Source organism: Anaeromyxobacter oryzae, assembly GCF_023169945.1.
Lineage (GTDB): Bacteria > Myxococcota > Myxococcia > Myxococcales > Anaeromyxobacteraceae > Anaeromyxobacter > Anaeromyxobacter oryzae.
In genome coordinates, this window is sequence record NZ_AP025591.1 from 2,006,407 (window position 1) to 2,021,592 (window position 15,186).

The window sequence follows — 15,186 nt, forward strand, 5'->3', positions numbered from 1 at the left end:
CCGTCGCTCCCTCCTCCGGCTCTTCTAGAAGGACCGCTTCACGAGCGCCCGCACCTCGCCGACGATGCCGCGCCGGAACGCGAGCACCGAGGCGACGAACACCGCGCCGGTGATGACCGCCACCCAGGAGCCGAAGCTCGCGAGCTTGTACTCGAGGGAGGCGACGAGGAGCGCCCCGACCGACGGCCCCATCACCGTCCCGAGCCCGCCGAGGAGCGTCATGAGGACGACCGATCCCGAGGTGTGCCAGTGCAGGTCCGGGAGCGCGGCGAACTGGTTCACGATGGCGCGGAGCGAGCCCGCGAGCCCGGAGAGCGCGGCCGAGAGGACGAACGCGAGGAGCTTGAAGCGGGCGACGTCGTAGCCGAGCGACACCGCCCGCGGCTCGTTCTCGCGGATCGCGCGGAGCACGTGGCCGAACGGCGAGTCGATGGTCCGGTGGATGAGCCAGAAGCCGCCGAGGAACACCGCGTAGGTGAAGTAGTACATCGAGAAGGAGTGGCCGAGGTCGACGACGCCGAGGAGCCGCCCGCGCGGGATGCCCTGGAAGCCGTCCTCCCCGCCCGTCCACGGCAGCTGCACCGCGAGGAAGTACACGAGCTGCGCGAAGCCGAGGGTGATCATCGCGAAGTAGATGCCGGAGCGGCGGATCGCGAGGAGGCCGAAGACCAGGCCCATCAGCGTCGCGACGGCGGTGCCGGCGAGCAGGCCGGCCTCCGTCGGGAGCCCGAGGTCGCGCGTGACGACGCCGGCGGCGTACGCCGCGGCGCCGAGGAACGCCGCGTGCCCGAACGAGAGCAGGCCCGCGTACCCGAGGAGCAGGTTGAATGCGCTCGCGAACAGCGCGAGGCAGAGCACGTTCATCGCGAAGTCCGGGTAGACCACGTACGGCGCGACGAGGCCGAGCACCACCATGAGCGCGTACGCCCAGAAGATCCGGCGGCGCCAGAGCGGCTCCGTAGTGGCGCTGGGCGTCGCCCCGGATCGCGCGCCGCCTGCCGGATCCGCGCGGGGCGCGGCGGGATCGCGGCTCACCGCTCCCTCCCGAACAGCCCGGCGGGCCGCACGAGCAGCACCAGCGCCATCACGAGGAAGACCACCGCCGACGCGGCCTGTGGCCAGAAGAACTTCGTGAGCCCCTCCACGAGGCCGAGGCCGAGCCCGGTGACGATCGACCCGACGATCGAGCCCATCCCGCCGATCACCACCACCGCGAAGACCACGATCACGATCGAGGAGCCCATCATGGGCGTCACCTGGTAGATGGGCGCCGCCATCACCCCGGCGAACGCCGCGAGCGCCGCGCCGTAGCCGTACGTGATCGTGAACATGAGCGGGACGTTGACGCCGAACGCCTGGAGCAGGTGCGGGTTCTCGGTGCCGGCGCGGAGGTACGCGCCGAGCCGGGTCCGCTCGATGACGAACCAGCTCGCGAAGCACACCGCGACGGAGACGAGCACGACCCAGGCGCGGTAGAGCGGCAGGTACATGAACGAGAGCCGGACGCCGCCGCGCAGTGCCTCCGGGACCGGATACGAGTTCCCCGAGATCCCGTAGGCGTTCTGGAAGACGCCCTCGGCCACGAGCGCGAGCCCGAAGGTGAGGAGGAGGCCGTACAGGTTGTCGAGCCCGTACAGCCTCCGGAGCATCGTCCGCTCCACCCCGATCGCGAGCGCGCCCACCACGAGCGGCACCGCGATCAGCGCGACCCAGTAGCTCACGCCGAACCGGGTGAGGCCGATCCACGCGAGGAACGCGCCGAGCATGTAGAGCGCGCCGTGCGCGAAGTTCACCACGTTCAGGAGGCCGAAGATGATGGCCAGCCCGAGCGAGAGGAGCGCGTAGAACGACCCGTTGATGAGGCCGAGGAGCAGCTGCCCGAACAGTGCCTGGGTCATTGGGTCACGCACGGTGACGGACCGGGCCGCACGACCGCCGCGCGGCCCGGCGCGCCCCTACTTCTTCACGAGCGGACACTTCGACTCGGAGAGCGGCGGGAACGCCTGGTCCGCGGGGATCGTCTTCACGATCTTGTAGTAGTCCCAGGGCTGCTTGGACTCGTTCGGCGCCTTCACCTCCGCGAGGTACATGTCGTGCCGGTGCAGCCCGTCGGGACCGATGCGGCCGTTCTTCGCGAAGAAGTCGTTCACCGGCGTGTCGCGCATCGACTTCATCACGGCGTCCGCGTCGTCGGTGCCGGTCGCCTTGATGGCGTTCAGGTAGTGCATCACCTCGGAGTAGACGCCCGCCTGGACCATCGTCGGCATCCTCTTGGTCCGCTCGAAGAAGCGCTTCGAGAACTTCCGGCTCGCGTCGTCCCGGTCCCAGTAGAACGCGGTGGTGAGGTACATGCCCTTCGCGGTGTCGAGGCCGAGGCTGTGGATGTCGGAGATGAAGACGAGGAGCCCGGCGAGGCTCTGCTTCGGCGCGACGCCGAACTCGTGCGCCTGCTTGATGGCGTTGATCGTGTCCGCCCCGGCGTTCGCGAGCCCGATGATCTGCGCGCCCGACGACTGCGCCTGCAGCAGGTACGAGGAGAAGTCCGTCGTCGGGAACGGCGCCCGCACGTTGCCGAGCACCTTCCCGCCGGAGGCCTTCACCACGCTCATCGTGTCCTCCTCGAGCGTCCGGCCGAACACGTAGTCGGCGGTGATGAAGAACCAGCTCTTCCCGCCGGTCTCGACGACCGCCTTCCCCGTGCCGTGCGCCATCGCGTACGTGTCGTACGTGTAGTGGACGTTGTACGGCGTGCACTTCTCGCCGGTGATGGGGTCGGATCCCGGGCCGGAGAGGAGCGTGATCCGCTTCTTCGCCGCGGCGACGGGCATCACCGCGAGCGCGGTCGACGACGAGACGAGGTCGACGATGACGTCCACCTGCTCCTCGTCGATCCAGCGCCGCGCGATGTTCGAGGCGACGTCCGGCTTGTTCTGGTGATCGGCGGAGACCACCACGATCTTCGCGTTCCCGATCTTTCCGCCGAAGTCCTCCACCGCCAGCTGCGCGGCCGCGAGGGAGCCGGGGCCGGCGAGGTCGGAGTACGCGCCGGTCATGTCGGTGAGGACGCCGATCTTCACGATCCCGTCGGAGATCTTCCCGTCGGCGGCGGCCGCGCCGCCGGCCGCGGCGAGCGAGACGAGGGTGAGGGCGATGCGGGCGAGGCGTTCCATGCGCTTGGCCTTCCTCTCTGTTCGGCCTCTTGGCTACAGGCCGAGGAAACGGTGCAGCTGCTCGGTGCGGGCCTCGAGCGCGGCCGCGGGGATCTCGTCCACGATCCGGCCGTGCTCGAGGAGGTAGTGGCGGTCCGCGAGCGGCGCGACGAACCGGAAGTTCTGCTCGACGAGGACCACCGTGAAGCCGCGCTCCTTCAGCGCGCGCACCGCGCGGCCGAGCGCCTGGACGATCACCGGCGCGAGGCCCTCGGTGATCTCGTCGAGGAGCAGCAGCCGCGCGCCGGTCCGGAGGATGCGCGCCAGCGCCAGCATCTGCTGCTCGCCGCCGGAGAGCCGGCCACCGGGGCTCCTCCGCCGCTCGGCGAGGTTCGGGAACATCCGGTAGAGCTCGTCGACGCCCATCCCGCCGGAGGTGACGGGCGGGGGGAGCAGCAGGTTCTCCTCCGCCGTGAGGCTCGCGAAGATCCCGCGCTCCTCCGGGCAGTAGCCGAGGCCGAGGTGGACGATCCGGTGCGGCGGGAGGCCGATGGTCTCGCGCCCGTTCACCATCACCGACCCGCTCCGCTTCCCGACGAGGCCGAGGATCGCCTTCAGCGTCGTCGTCCGCCCGGAGCCGTTCCGGCCGAGGAGGGTCACGAGCTCGCCCTTCGCGACCTGGAGGTCGATGCCGTGGAGGACGTGGGACTCGCCGTAGAACGCGTGCAGCCCCGCGACCCGGAGCAGCTCGTGACTCGGCGTGAACGCGCTCACCCCCGTCACGCCGCTCCCCCGATGTACGCCTCGAGGACGCGCGGATCCCGCGAGACCTCGTCGTACGGCCCCTCCGCGAGGACGCTCCCGCGCTGGAGCACCGTGATCCGGTGGCAGAGGTCGGCGACGACCGAGAGGTTGTGCTCCACCATCAGCACCGTCCGCCGGGCGGCGACCTTCCGGATGAGCGCGACGACGCGGCCGACGTCCTCGTGGCCCATCCCCTGCGTCGGCTCGTCGAGGAGCACCAGCTCCGGGTCGAGCGCGAGCGTGGTCGCGAGCTCGAGGGCGCGCTTCCGGCCGTACGGCAGCTCGACCGCGATCGTGTCGCGGAACGCGGCGAGGTCGACGGCCTCGAGGAGCTCGAGCGCGCGGTCGTCGAGCACCTGGAGCGTTCGCGGCGACCGCCAGAAGTGGTACGCGGTGCCGAGGGTCCGCTGGAGCGCGACCCGCACGTTCTCGAGGACCGAGAGGTTCGGGAACACCGCCGAGATCTGGAACGATCGCACGACGCCCATCCGCGCCACCGCCGCGGGTGCGGTCCGGGTGATGTCCTTCCCCGCGAAGTGGATCGTCCCGGCGGTCGGCTCGAGGAACTTCGTGAGGAGGTTGAAGACGGTGGTCTTGCCGGCGCCGTTCGGGCCGATGAGCGCGTGGATGGCGCCGCGGCGGACTCGGAGGTCGACGCCGCTCACCGCGACGAAGCCGGCGAACTCCTTCGTGAGGCGACGCGTCTCGAGGATGACGTCGTCCATTCCACTCCGGCGCATGCGACGAGGTGTCCACGTCTTCTTGCGCCCTGCGAAGGGTTCTTCAAGCACCTGTCCAGGGCTGTCGCGCCGGACCCGGGGCCTTGACGCACCGTGACGAGGAGAGGGCGCGGACGCGGCAGCGGGCGCCCCGGCGGGACGAAAATGCTCTGGGTTCGGTCGGATGCCGTGGGATCCCCGGGGGCCCCCGGGAATTACTCTGGGTCCGGTGGATCTGGCGCGAATCGTCCCGCGCCTTCGCGCGGCTCCGCGGCCGCCCGCACGGAGCGTCCGGGCTTCCGGCAACGGAGGATGGCTGGACGAACGCCGGGCTACGTCTACGCCGCGCCGCTCGCCGTCTTCGGGGCGGGGGCGGCGCTGGCGCGGGCCGCCTCCTTCGCGAGGCAGTCGGGGCAGGTGCCGACGAGCTCGTGGTGATGGCCCTCGAGCCGGAAGCCGTAGCGCGTCGCGACCTCCTTCTGGAGGATCTCGAACGCCTCGAACTCGAACTCGACGACCCTCCGGCAGGTCATGCAGAGGAGGTGGTCGTGGTGCTGCCGGCCGAAGGTCGTCTCGTAGCTCTTCGAGTCGCCCGCGACGATCGCCGGCTGGAGGATCCCGGCCTCCGCAAGGAGCGGCAGCGTCCGGTACACGGTCGCCTTCGAGCCGCGGATCCCGCGCTGCTTGAGGTCGTGGATCAGCTCCTCGATCGGATAATGCCCCTGCCGGGCGAGCGCCGCCTCGACGATGGCCGCCCGCGCCTCCGTGAGCCGGAGGTCCTTCCTGTGGAGGAACCGCTCGAAGCGCTCGAGCGCCTCCTGCGTGCGGGGCTCTGCCGTGACCGTCACGTCTCCCTCGGTGCGACCCGTTCTCACAGCGCCGTACCCTATCGGCCGGCCGTCGGCCGTGTCAACGTTCGCCTGAAATACCGCAGCCGGTCCGGAGGGTTCAACGGGGAGCGCTCCCCCGTGCCCTGTCCACCCGCCCGGCCTTCCGGTAAAGGAACCGTGTGACTCGCCCCGCTCGCCGCGCGCTCGCCGCGGCCGTCCTGTCGGCCCTCGCCTCCCTCCCCGCCCTCGCCCGCCCCGCCGATCCTCCCCCGCACGACGTCGACGCGGCGCTCCGCGCCATCGTGGACGGGACGCCGCTCGCGGGTGCCCGCGCCGGCATCCTCGTCGCCGACGTCGCCACCGGGAAGGTGCTCTACGCGAGGGACGCCGACGTCCTCCTGAACCCGGCGTCCAACGTGAAGCTGTTCACGTCGGCGGCGGCGCTCGCGCGCCTCGGGCCCGAGTACCGGTTCGCGACCGAGTTCCTCGTCGACCCGGGCCAGGCGGCGGCGCCCTCGCCGAAGACGCTCTACGTCCGCGGCAGGGGTGACCCGTCCATCGTGACCGAGCGGCTCTGGGGGATCACCGGCGACCTCGAGCACCTCGGGCTCGAGCGCGTCGGCGAGATCGTCGTCGACGACTCGTTCTTCGACGGCGAGCGGACCGGTCCCGGGTTCGACCAGGAGGGCGGCGACAACGCCTATCTCGCGCCCACCGGCGCGCTCTCGCTCAACTTCAACACCATCGCGGTCCACGTCGGCCCCGGCGACCGGAAGGGCCTCCGCGGCAAGGTCGAGCTCGAGCCTGCCTGCGACCACTTCGACGTCGAGAACCGGACCACCACCGTCGCCGCCAACGCGCGCCGCCGCGTGACGATCTCCACCATGCGCGTGAACGGACGGCAGAAGATCGTCGTCGAGGGCCGCCTGCCCCTCGGCAGCCGCCCGCAGGCGAGCTGGCGGAAGATCGAGGATCCGGCGCTCTACTTCGGGAGCGCCCTCAAGCGGCTCCTCGAGCTCCGCGGCGTGAAGGTCGGGAAGGTGCGCGCCGGCGCGGCGCCGCAGGGCGCCCGGCTCGTGTACGTCTCCGAGTCCGAGGCCCTCGCCGAGATCGTGCGGAAGCTCAACAAGACCTCGAACAACTTCACCGCGGAGCAAATCCTCGAGACGCTCGGCGCCGAGGCGAAGGGCGCGCCGGGCAGCTGGCCGAAGGGCGTCTCCGCGGTCGAGGACTTCCTCGCCGACGCCGGGATCCCGCGCGGCGCGTACGTGATGAAGAACGGCTCGGGGCTGAACGACACGAACCGCTTCAGCGCGCGCCAGGTCGTGACGCTCCTCCGCCACATGTACGCGCGCTTCCCGCTCCAGGCGGAGTACCTCGCCTCGCTGCCGGTCGCGGGCCGGGACGGGACCATCCGCTGGCGGATGGAGGGCACCGAGGCGGCCGGCCGGCTCCGCGCCAAGACCGGCACGCTCGAGAACGTGACGAGCCTCTCCGGCTACGTCGAGACCGCCGGCCACGAGACGCTCGCGTTCGCGGTGCTCGTGAACGACTACCCCGGCCGGGCGGCCGGCGTGGTGCGGGCGGTGGACGCCATCGGCGGCGCCCTCGCCGCGAGCGGCGGGCCCGCGGCCGGGCTCGGCGCCGCGGTGGCGCTCGCGAAGGCGCCGGCGCCGGCCGTCCCAGCGGCGGCGCCCTCCGCGCTCACCGAGACGGTGAAGACGTACTACGCGCTCGGGCGCGCCGGCGATCCGCGGAACATCCCGTTCCTGCAGACGGCGCTCCGCAGCGAGACGGATCCCGCGCTGCGGCTCGCCATCGGCGAGTGCATCTACCTGTCGGACACGGACGCCGACTCCGCGAAGCGGGCGTTCCTCGAGGCGCTGTCCCCGGACTCGCAGGTGCTGGGCCGGCTCTGGGCCGCGGCGGCGGGCGAGTCGCCCGCGCCGGTCGTCTCGTCCCTCGGCGACCTCGCCGCCGAGGGCTCCCCGGACGCGCTCGCGAGGCTCGTCGAGCTCGCGCCGGCGTCGGCGCTCGACGGCCGCCTCGCCATGGCGATCTCCGACGCCCTCGCTGGCGTCGCCGCGAGCGCGCCGGAGGAGCTCGTCCAGGCGCTCCGGGGCGCGCCCGGCCCCGCCGTCGAGGCCGCGATCGGCGCGCTCGGCGCGGGGCTCGCGCGCTCCGAGGAGCCCGACCATCCGTTCCCGGCGGTCCTCCGCGCCATGGGCGCGAAGCAAGGCGAGCTCGCCGCGTTCGCCCGCGCCCTCCTGCCGCGCATCGAGGAGGGCGAGAAGGCCGGCACGGCTACCCGGACCGCGCCCTCGCTCGTCCCCGCCTCGAGCACGAACGTGCCCGCCCGGGCCCACTAGGCGCCCGTGTCAGACGCGGCTGCTACGGTCGTGCCCTCACACGAAACGCCTGCGGCCAGCGCAGGCCACGCCTAGGAGACGATCGCCATGGTGAACAGGGTCATCCTCGTCGGGAACCTCGGTAAGGATCCCGAGGTCCGCTACACGTCCGGCGGCCAGGCGGTCGCGAACCTCCGCATCGCCACCTCCCGCTCCTGGACCGACAAGCAGTCGGGGCAGCGCAAGGAGGAGACGGAGTGGCATGACGTCGAGGTGTGGGGCAAGCAGGCCGAGCAGTGCGGCGAGTACCTCTCGAAGGGCCGCCAGGTCTACGTCGAGGGCCGCCTCAAGACCGACAAGTGGCAGGACAAGGCGTCCGGCCAGGAGCGGTCGAAGGTGAAGGTGGTCGCCGAGACCGTCCGGTTCCTGGGCGGAGGCGCCGGTGGCGGCGGCCGCGGCGCGGGTGGCGCCGGCGGCGGTCGCCCGCACGCGGAGGAGCCGCCGGGCGGCTTCGAGGAGCCGGACATGGGGCCCGGCCCGAGCGGCGGTGGTGGTGGTGGCGGCGGCGGCGGGCCGGACGACATCCCGTTCTAGGTTTCGAAGCTCAGGTGGGCGGACGCCGCGACTGCGCGCCAGCCCGCCGATCGCGAGGCGCGGACCGAGAGGTCCGCGCCTTTTTTCATGGCCGGAGAGGACCACGCGCCGCGCTGGCGAGTGACATCGCGCGCTCCGCGCCCCGGCCACGCAGAGCCTCGGGCGCCGCGGCGCTCGGCGCGCCAGCGTGACCGGGCGCCTGTCGCCGCCGACCCATAGGTCAAGTTCACCCTCGGTTGCTCCCCGGTGCGCCATCCCCGCATCCACGGCCGGGTAAGCGCCGCCGGGGACGCCGCTTCCCGAGGTGCGAGGCGACCCGGCGCCGCGAGACGTCCGGCGCCCGCGCCGGGCGACCCGTCGAGCAGCACGCGGCGGGTGTTAACTTTACGTTAACCGTTTCACGATCCGTCCACCATAGTGAAAACACTAGATCACGGAACGTAACGGTCGCTGAAACACGTCCGCGACGGACCCGACCTCGACGGAGCCAGGACCCCCACGCGCTCCGCGTGTCCCGATCCTTGCAGGACCCTCGGCCACACCACGGCTCGAGCCCGCGATGAACGTCCTCCTCGTCGATGACAGCGCCTCCGTCCGGGCGATCCTCCAGGTCTACCTGATGGGGCTTCACCCGACGTTCCTGGAGGCGGAGGACGGCGAGCGCGCCCTCCGCGTCCTCCGGCTCTCCCCCGTCGACCTCGTCATCGTCGACGTCCAGATGTCCCCGATGGACGGCATCACCTTCGTGCGGGAGCTCCGGCAGTCCGAGCGCCCGCAGCTCCGCTCCGTCCCGGTGGTCATGCTGACCAGCGATCGCTCCGAGGCCGTCCGCGTCCAGGGGCTCGAGGCCGGCGCGAACGCCTTCGTCTGCAAGCCGGTGGACGCGAGGACCCTCCTCCAGACGATCCAGGACGTCATGCCCCGGGGGTCCCCGTGAGCCTCCCGCTCGCGCTCCTCGTGGACGACAGCGAGGCGGTGCTCACCTTCGGGCGCGCGGCGCTCACCGGCCACTTCGAGGTCAGCCTCGCCTCGAACGGCAGGGAGGCGCTGGAGAAGGTCGAGAGCGTCCCGCCCGACGTGATCCTGCTCGACCTGTCCATGCCCGAGATGGACGGCGGCGAGGTGCTCGCGCGCCTCAAGGCCGACCCGCGGCTGCGCCCGATCCCCGTGATCGTCCTCTCCTCCGAGTCGTTCCGGGAGCGCGAGTGCCTGGCGGCGGGCGCGGACGTGTTCCTCACGAAGCCCGCGGCGGCGGACCAGCTGCGCGCGACCGCGATCTCGGTCGTGGAGGCCCGCCGCGCGCTCGAGCGCGCGGGCAGCCTCGCCGTCCTCCCGGTGGGCGTCGGGCCGCACGAGCTCGCGCTGCCCCTCGACGGCGTCGCCCGCGTGCTCCACCAGACGCGGGTCGCGCCGCTGCCGGGCGCCCCGCCGGTGGTGAAGGGCTGGTTCGAGCTCGAGGGCGAGCCGGTGGGCGTGATCGATCTCGCGGAGGCGCTGGGCGTCGAGCACACGACCCCTCTCGTCGATCGTGTCCTCGTCGTGCTCCGGCACGCGGGGCGCTCCGTGGCGCTCAGCCTCGACCGCATCCGCGATCCGGTGGAGGTGCCGCCCGAGGGCGTGCTGCCGCGGGAGCCGCTCGGCGGAGAGGGACGGGAGGTGCTCGCCCCGGCGCTCGTGGCCTTCGTGCGGCACGCTGGAGGGACCCTGCCCGTCCTCTCGGCGTCCTCGCTCATCTCCCCTCGCGTGCTGGACGCGCTCCCCGGCCTCCTCGGACGCGACGAGCGCGACGCGTCCGCCCCCCCGCACCCTTGAGCGCCACGACCTTCACCCCGGCCGCCTGGTCGCAGCTGGCCGCCAGCATCACCCGCTGGACCGGGTTCCACCCCGACGCGATCTGGGTGCGCGCGGTCCACGGCGCGCTCGCGCCGCTCCTCGCGGAGGGGATCGCGGCCGAGGAGATGGTCGCGCTGGCGCAGCGGGACGATCCCGCGCTGCGCCGCCGGCTCACGCAGGCGGTGCCCGTGGGCGAGACCTACTTCTTCCGCATCCCCGAGCACTTCGCGTTCGTGCGGGACACCCTCGGGCCGCGCTGGGCGGCCGACGCCGAGCGCGTCCGGTCCGTGTGGAGCGCGGGCTGCGCCGGGGGCGAGGAGGCCTACTCGCTGGCCGCGATGCTGCGTGCGTCCGGGGTCCGCTCCTTCCAGATCGTCGGGACGGATCTCGTCGAGGCGAACGTGGCGGCGGCGAGGGCCGGCCGGTACGGGCCGTGGTCGCTGCGCGGCAGCGTTCCGGCGGCCGAGGACCCGTTCCTGCCCGCCACCGGGGACGGGCCGCGCGAGGTCGATCCGGCGCTGCGCACCCGGACCCGCTTCCACGCCCACAACCTGCTCGACGCGCCGCCGGCGCCGGGCCGGTTCGACCTGATCTTCTGCCGGAACGTCCTCATCTACTTCACGCGCGAGGCCGCCGACCGCGCCCTCGCGGCGCTGGTCTCGGCGCTCGCGCCGGGCGGCGTCATCGCGTTCGCGACGATGGACGTCGGCGAGGCGCCCGCGCCGCTCGTCCGGATCGGGCCGCCGGAGCTGCAGCTCTTCCAGCGGCCGCCCGTGACCGCGGCCCGCGAGCCCACCCCCGTCCCACCGCCCCCCGGCCGGGAGGCGCCGCCGGCTCCGCCGCGGGTGTCGCCCGCGCCGCGTCCCACGCCCGGGCCGCGCGCCGGCTCGGCGTCCCCCGCGGTCGCGCCGCCGGCCGCGGGCGAGCCCGTGTCGCTGCACCTCCGGGTGCTCGCTCACATCGAGCGCGGCGACCACGCCCACGCGCGGGCGCTGCTGGTCGAGCTCCAGCGCCTCGCCCCTCAGTACCTCCCCGGCCTGCTGGAGGGCGCGCTCCTTCACGCGCGGGAGGGGCGCCGCGCGCACGCCGTCGAGCTGATGCGCTCCGTCCTCGCTCGCGCGCGCGCGCTTCCGGCCGAGGCACCGGTCCCGGGCCCCGAGACCTTGCCCGCGAGCTTCTACGCCGCAGCCGCCCGGACGTTCCTGGGCGCGGAGGTCCGACGGTGAGCGCCCCAGTCGCACAGGATCAGGACCGCGCCGTCGAGGAGATCCTCGCGCGGCGCGCCGAACGCGCGCGCGCCACCGCCGACACGGATCGGGCGGAGGCGACGCTCCCCGTCGCGGAGTTCGGGCTGGGCGACGATCGCTACGCCATCCCGCTCGCCTCCCTCCGGGCGGTCCTCCCGCTCAGGCTGGTCACGCCCGTGCCGAGGTCGCCGTTGCACGTGATCGGCGTCCTCCGCTTCCAGGGCCAGCTCGTCACCGCGGTGAGCCTCATGACCCTCCTCGGCGTGAAGGGATGGCGGCAGGACTGCGCGGTGCTCCTCGTGCTCGAGCGCGAGGACGGCCACCGCATCGCCATCGACTGCGAGCACGTACCGCGCATCGAGGCGCTGCCCCAGCGCGCGGTGGACCAGGCGCGCGCGCGCGGCGGCGGGCCGGTCCGCGAGGTCACGACCGCCGGGGTCCGCACCGTGGGCCTCGTCGACGTGCCCGCCCTGCTCGCGCGGGGAGCGGAGGCGGCCCGTGGATGAGGCGGTCATGGGCTCGCTCATCGCGACCTTCTCGCGCGAGGCGGAGGAGCTCGGCGCGCAGCTCACCCGCGCGCTCCTCGTGGTGGAGAAGGCCGAGCACGGGGAAGCGGCGCTGGGCGCGGCGCACGCGGAACTGCGCCGCGGGCTCCATCGCCTGAAGGGGAGCGCGGCCACCGTCGGGCTGGCGGAGCTCTCCGACCTCGCTCACGAGATGGAGGACCAGCTCGCGGTCCACGCGGCAGACGCGGCGTTGCCGCGTGCGGTGGTGGACGCGTTCCTCACCGCCCTCGACCGGGGGCTCGAGTGGATGCGAAGCCGGGCGAGCCAGCGGGCCGACCTCCCCGACCTGGCGGGCGTCGTGCGCGCGCTGCGGGCCGGGGCCGGCGCGGCGCCCTCGGTCCCGGGCGCCGCCGCCCCGCGCGGCCCCGCCGCGCCCCCGTCCGCCCCGACCGGCGAGCCCGAGGCGACCGGCTGGCGGGTGGACGCCCGGGACGTCGCGTCGATGGTCGCGGACGTCGAGCGGCTCCGCGAGATCGCGCTCCGGCTCGAGGACCAGAGCCGCGACGTGGCGCGCTGCCTCTCCCTTTTGCCCAAGGGGCTCCCGGCCGACGCCGCGGACCAGCTCCGGAGCACGCTGCTCGCGGCGCGCGTCGGCCTCTCCGGCGACGCGGCGGAGGTCGCGGCGCGGGTGGAGTCGATGGAGGAGTGGCTGAAGACGGTGTGCACGCTGCCGTGCCAGACGGTCGTCGAGCCGCTCCACCGGTCCGTGCGCGACCTCGCGCGCCGGCTCGGGAAGGAGGCGAAGCTCTCGGCGGTGGGCGTGGAGGTGGCGCTCGACCGCCGGCTCCTCGACGCGCTCCGCGCACCGCTCGTCCAGATCGTGCGAAACGCGGTCGATCACGGGATCGAGGCTCCGGACGTCCGCGAGCGCGCCGGCAAGCACCGCGAGGGGATCGTCGCGATCCGGGTGGAGCAGGCCGGGAACGAGGTGTTCGTCGAGATCTCGGACGACGGCGCCGGGCTCGACGACGAGCGCATCCGCAGCTCCGCGGTGGGCCGCGGCCTGGTCGGCGCCGACGAGGCGGCGCGCCTCGACGCGCGCCAGCTCGCCGCGCTCATCTTCCGCTCCGGGTTCACCACCCGCGCGGCGGCGACCGGCGTCTCCGGCCGCGGGGTGGGGCTCGACGTGGTGGCCGACGCGGTGCGGTCGATCCACGGCCGGATCGAGGTCCACAGCGTCCGGGGCCACGGAACTCGCTTCGTCCTGAGCGTCCCGGCCGAGATGGGCAGCTCCCCGCTGATGCTCGTGGGGGTGGGCGATCAGGTCTTCGGGATCCCGCTGTACGCGGTGCGCAAGGCGCTCCCGGCGCAGGCGTCCCGGGTGCGGACGGGCCACTCCGGCCTGCAGCTCGAGGACGAGGGCGCGCTCCTCCCGCTCCAGGACCTCGGGGGGCTGCTCGGCCTGCGCCAGCCGCTCTCGCCCGGGGACGGCCAGCCGCTGCTCGTCGTCAGCGCGGAGGGGCGCGAGACCGCGCTGGCGGTGGACTCCACCCTCGGCGACCGCTGGCCGGTGGTGCGCCCGCTGCCGGAGGAGGTTCGCCACCTCGACCCGTACCTCGGCGCGGCCACCCTCTCTCGCGGGGAGCCGGTCCTCGTCCTCCGGCCGTCGTGGCTCCTCGAGAGCCGCACCTCGGCCGCGGCCGCGACGCCCCGCGTCCTCGTGGTCGACGACTCGCTGACCGCGCGCGCTGCGCACCGGGCCGTGCTCGAGTCCGCGGGCTACTCCGCCCACGTCGCGGCGAGCGCTCCGCAGGCCCTCGAGCACCTGCGCCGCGGCGGCTACCAGGCCATCGTGTGCGACGTCGATCTCGGCGAGGGGATGGACGGCATCGCCCTGACGGCGCTGGTCCGGGCGCGCCCCGAGCTGGAGGCCGTCCCCGTCGTGCTGGTCTCGTCCCACGACGACGACGCCGGTCGGCGGCGCGCACGGGAGGCCGGCGCCGACGCGTTCGTGAGCAAGCAGGCCTGCGCCGCCGGCATGCTGCTCGCGGAGATCGACGGCGCCGTCGCGCGCCGGCGGAGGCGCGCGTGACCGGACGCCCTCGGACGCGCGTGCTGGTCGCCGACGACTCCCCCACGCTCCGCCAGGCGCTGCGCGTGCTCCTCGAGGAGGACCCGCGCATCCAGGTGGTGGCGGAGGCGAGCGACGGGGCCGAGGCGGTGGCCGCCGCGCGCAGCGTGGGGCCGGACGTGGTCACCATGGACGTGGTGATGCCGGGCCTCGACGGCCTGCGCGCGACCGAGGAGATCATGGCCGTCGCGCCCACCCGGATCATCGTCATCAGCCAGCTCGCGACGCGCGAGCAGAGCCTCGCCTTCCGCGCCCTGGCGGCGGGCGCGGTCGAGCTCCTCCCGAAGCCGCAGGCCGCCGGACCGGACGACCTGCGGCGCTGGGGCCTCGCGGTGCGCGAGGCGGTGAGCCTGATGAGCGAGGTGCCGGTCGTCACCCGGCGCGCCGCGCCAGGCGCGACGCCGGCGCGCGCGGCGCGGCCCCGCACGCTCGACGCCGTCGGCCTCGCCGCCTCGACGGGCGGACCGCAGGCGGTGGTGGCGATCCTGTCGAGCCTGCCGGCGCGGCTGCCCCTGACGATCCTCGTCGCCCAGCACATCGCGTCCGGGTTCGTGGACGGGATGCGCCGGTGGTTCTCCGAGTCCACCCCGCTCGAGGTCCGCGTGGCGCGCGACGGGGAGCGGCCGCGACCGGGCTGCGTCTACCTCGCGCCGCCCGGCTGCAACCTCCTCTGGGCGCGGTCCGGGCTGCTCGCAACGCCACCGTGCACCGACTCCATCTGTCCCAGCGGAGACGCCCTCCTCGGCTCCCTCGCGGAGGCGCTCGGGCCGCGCGCGGGAGGGGTCGTCCTCTCGGGCATGGGCGAGGACGGCGCGCGCGGCCTGCTCGCCATCCGTCGCGCCGGCGGCCTCGCCCTGGCGCAGAGCGCCGCCACCTCCGTCGTGGACGGCATGCCCCGCGCAGCCGACGCCCTAGGGGCGGCCGAGGCCCGGCCGGCGCCGGCGGAGGTCGCGGTCCTCCTCGTCGCCGCGTGCCCGGCCGCAGCCGGCTGAACCGCGAACCCTCGCTCCTCGCATCGCGCACCG

The 15,186-nt window shown here is 73.9% G+C and carries 14 protein-coding genes; 8 read left to right on the plus strand and 6 right to left on the minus strand.

Going from position 1 to position 15,186, the window contains the following annotated elements; genetic code table 11:
- Positions 1 to 24: 24 nt before the first annotated feature.
- The 6 genes from AMOR_RS08765 to AMOR_RS08790 all read right to left on the minus strand — a co-directional run bounded on the left by AMOR_RS08765 (position 25) and on the right by AMOR_RS08790 (position 5,520).
- On the minus strand, positions 25 to 1,035 hold the full coding sequence (locus AMOR_RS08765) for a branched-chain amino acid ABC transporter permease (protein ID WP_248360432.1): 1,011 nt from the start codon (positions 1,033 to 1,035) through the stop codon (positions 25 to 27).
- A complete protein-coding gene (locus tag AMOR_RS08770) occupies positions 1,032 to 1,898 on the minus strand; it encodes a branched-chain amino acid ABC transporter permease (protein ID WP_248360433.1) in 867 nt (288 codons plus the stop codon). Before AMOR_RS08770 ends, AMOR_RS08765 begins: the two co-directional genes overlap by 4 nt.
- A gap of 57 nt (positions 1,899 to 1,955) precedes the next feature.
- Positions 1,956 to 3,170 carry an ABC transporter substrate-binding protein gene (locus tag AMOR_RS08775; protein ID WP_248360434.1) on the minus strand — a complete coding sequence of 405 codons (1,215 nt, stop codon included), beginning with the start codon at positions 3,168 to 3,170 and terminating at the stop codon, positions 1,956 to 1,958.
- A 33-nt stretch (positions 3,171 to 3,203) separates the two neighbouring features.
- Entirely contained in the window at positions 3,204 to 3,932 is a 729-nt protein-coding gene (locus AMOR_RS08780; RefSeq protein ID WP_248360435.1) for an ABC transporter ATP-binding protein, read from the minus strand.
- Positions 3,929 to 4,678: an ABC transporter ATP-binding protein gene (locus tag AMOR_RS08785; RefSeq protein WP_248360436.1), complete on the minus strand. Its 750-nt coding sequence runs from the start codon at positions 4,676 to 4,678 to the stop codon at positions 3,929 to 3,931. Before AMOR_RS08785 ends, AMOR_RS08780 begins: the two co-directional genes overlap by 4 nt.
- Positions 4,679 to 5,010: 332 nt before the next feature.
- Positions 5,011 to 5,520 carry a Fur family transcriptional regulator gene (locus tag AMOR_RS08790; protein WP_248360437.1) on the minus strand — a complete coding sequence of 170 codons (510 nt, stop codon included), beginning with the start codon at positions 5,518 to 5,520 and terminating at the stop codon, positions 5,011 to 5,013.
- 161 nt (positions 5,521 to 5,681) lie between these two features.
- Between AMOR_RS08790 and dacB the strand changes: the two genes are divergently transcribed.
- From dacB to AMOR_RS08830, 8 genes are all read left to right on the plus strand, one after another.
- Positions 5,682 to 7,871, plus strand: coding sequence for a D-alanyl-D-alanine carboxypeptidase/D-alanyl-D-alanine endopeptidase (gene dacB / locus AMOR_RS08795; RefSeq protein WP_248360438.1), 2,190 nt, complete (start codon positions 5,682 to 5,684; stop codon positions 7,869 to 7,871).
- A gap of 87 nt (positions 7,872 to 7,958) precedes the next feature.
- Entirely contained in the window at positions 7,959 to 8,444 is a 486-nt protein-coding gene (locus AMOR_RS08800; protein ID WP_248360439.1) for a single-stranded DNA-binding protein, read from the plus strand.
- Between the two features lie 559 nt (positions 8,445 to 9,003).
- A complete protein-coding gene (locus AMOR_RS08805; RefSeq protein ID WP_248360440.1) occupies positions 9,004 to 9,381 on the plus strand; it encodes a response regulator in 378 nt (125 codons plus the stop codon).
- Positions 9,378 to 10,256, plus strand: coding sequence for a response regulator (locus tag AMOR_RS08810; protein WP_248360441.1), 879 nt, complete (start codon positions 9,378 to 9,380; stop codon positions 10,254 to 10,256). The genes AMOR_RS08805 and AMOR_RS08810 overlap by 4 nt, the downstream gene beginning before the upstream one ends.
- Positions 10,253 to 11,503, plus strand: a complete 1,251-nt coding sequence (locus AMOR_RS08815; protein ID WP_248360442.1) for a CheR family methyltransferase — start codon at positions 10,253 to 10,255, stop codon at positions 11,501 to 11,503. Before AMOR_RS08810 ends, AMOR_RS08815 begins: the two co-directional genes overlap by 4 nt.
- Positions 11,500 to 12,030 (plus strand): chemotaxis protein CheW, encoded by a 531-nt coding sequence (locus AMOR_RS08820; RefSeq protein WP_248360443.1) that lies wholly within the window; start codon positions 11,500 to 11,502, stop codon positions 12,028 to 12,030. Before AMOR_RS08815 ends, AMOR_RS08820 begins: the two co-directional genes overlap by 4 nt.
- 7 nt (positions 12,031 to 12,037) lie before the next feature.
- Entirely contained in the window at positions 12,038 to 14,122 is a 2,085-nt protein-coding gene (locus AMOR_RS08825) for a hybrid sensor histidine kinase/response regulator (RefSeq protein WP_248360444.1), read from the plus strand.
- Complete coding sequence (locus AMOR_RS08830) at positions 14,119 to 15,153, plus strand: chemotaxis protein CheB (RefSeq protein WP_248360445.1); 1,035 nt, start codon at positions 14,119 to 14,121, stop codon at positions 15,151 to 15,153. Before AMOR_RS08825 ends, AMOR_RS08830 begins: the two co-directional genes overlap by 4 nt.
- The last annotated feature ends 33 nt before the right edge of the window (positions 15,154 to 15,186 follow it).

Coding starts and splice junctions, on each gene's coding strand:
- AMOR_RS08770 (WP_248360433.1), bottom strand. CDS start 1,898: ATGACCCAGGCACTGTTCGGGCAGCTGCTCCTCGGCCTCATCAACGGG.
- AMOR_RS08775 (WP_248360434.1), bottom strand. CDS start 3,170: ATGGAACGCCTCGCCCGCATCGCCCTCACCCTCGTCTCGCTCGCCGCG.
- AMOR_RS08785 (WP_248360436.1), bottom strand. CDS start 4,678: ATGGACGACGTCATCCTCGAGACGCGTCGCCTCACGAAGGAGTTCGCC.
- AMOR_RS08800 (WP_248360439.1), top strand. CDS start 7,959: ATGGTGAACAGGGTCATCCTCGTCGGGAACCTCGGTAAGGATCCCGAG.
- AMOR_RS08805 (WP_248360440.1), top strand. CDS start 9,004: ATGAACGTCCTCCTCGTCGATGACAGCGCCTCCGTCCGGGCGATCCTC.
- AMOR_RS08825 (WP_248360444.1), top strand. CDS start 12,038: ATGGGCTCGCTCATCGCGACCTTCTCGCGCGAGGCGGAGGAGCTCGGC.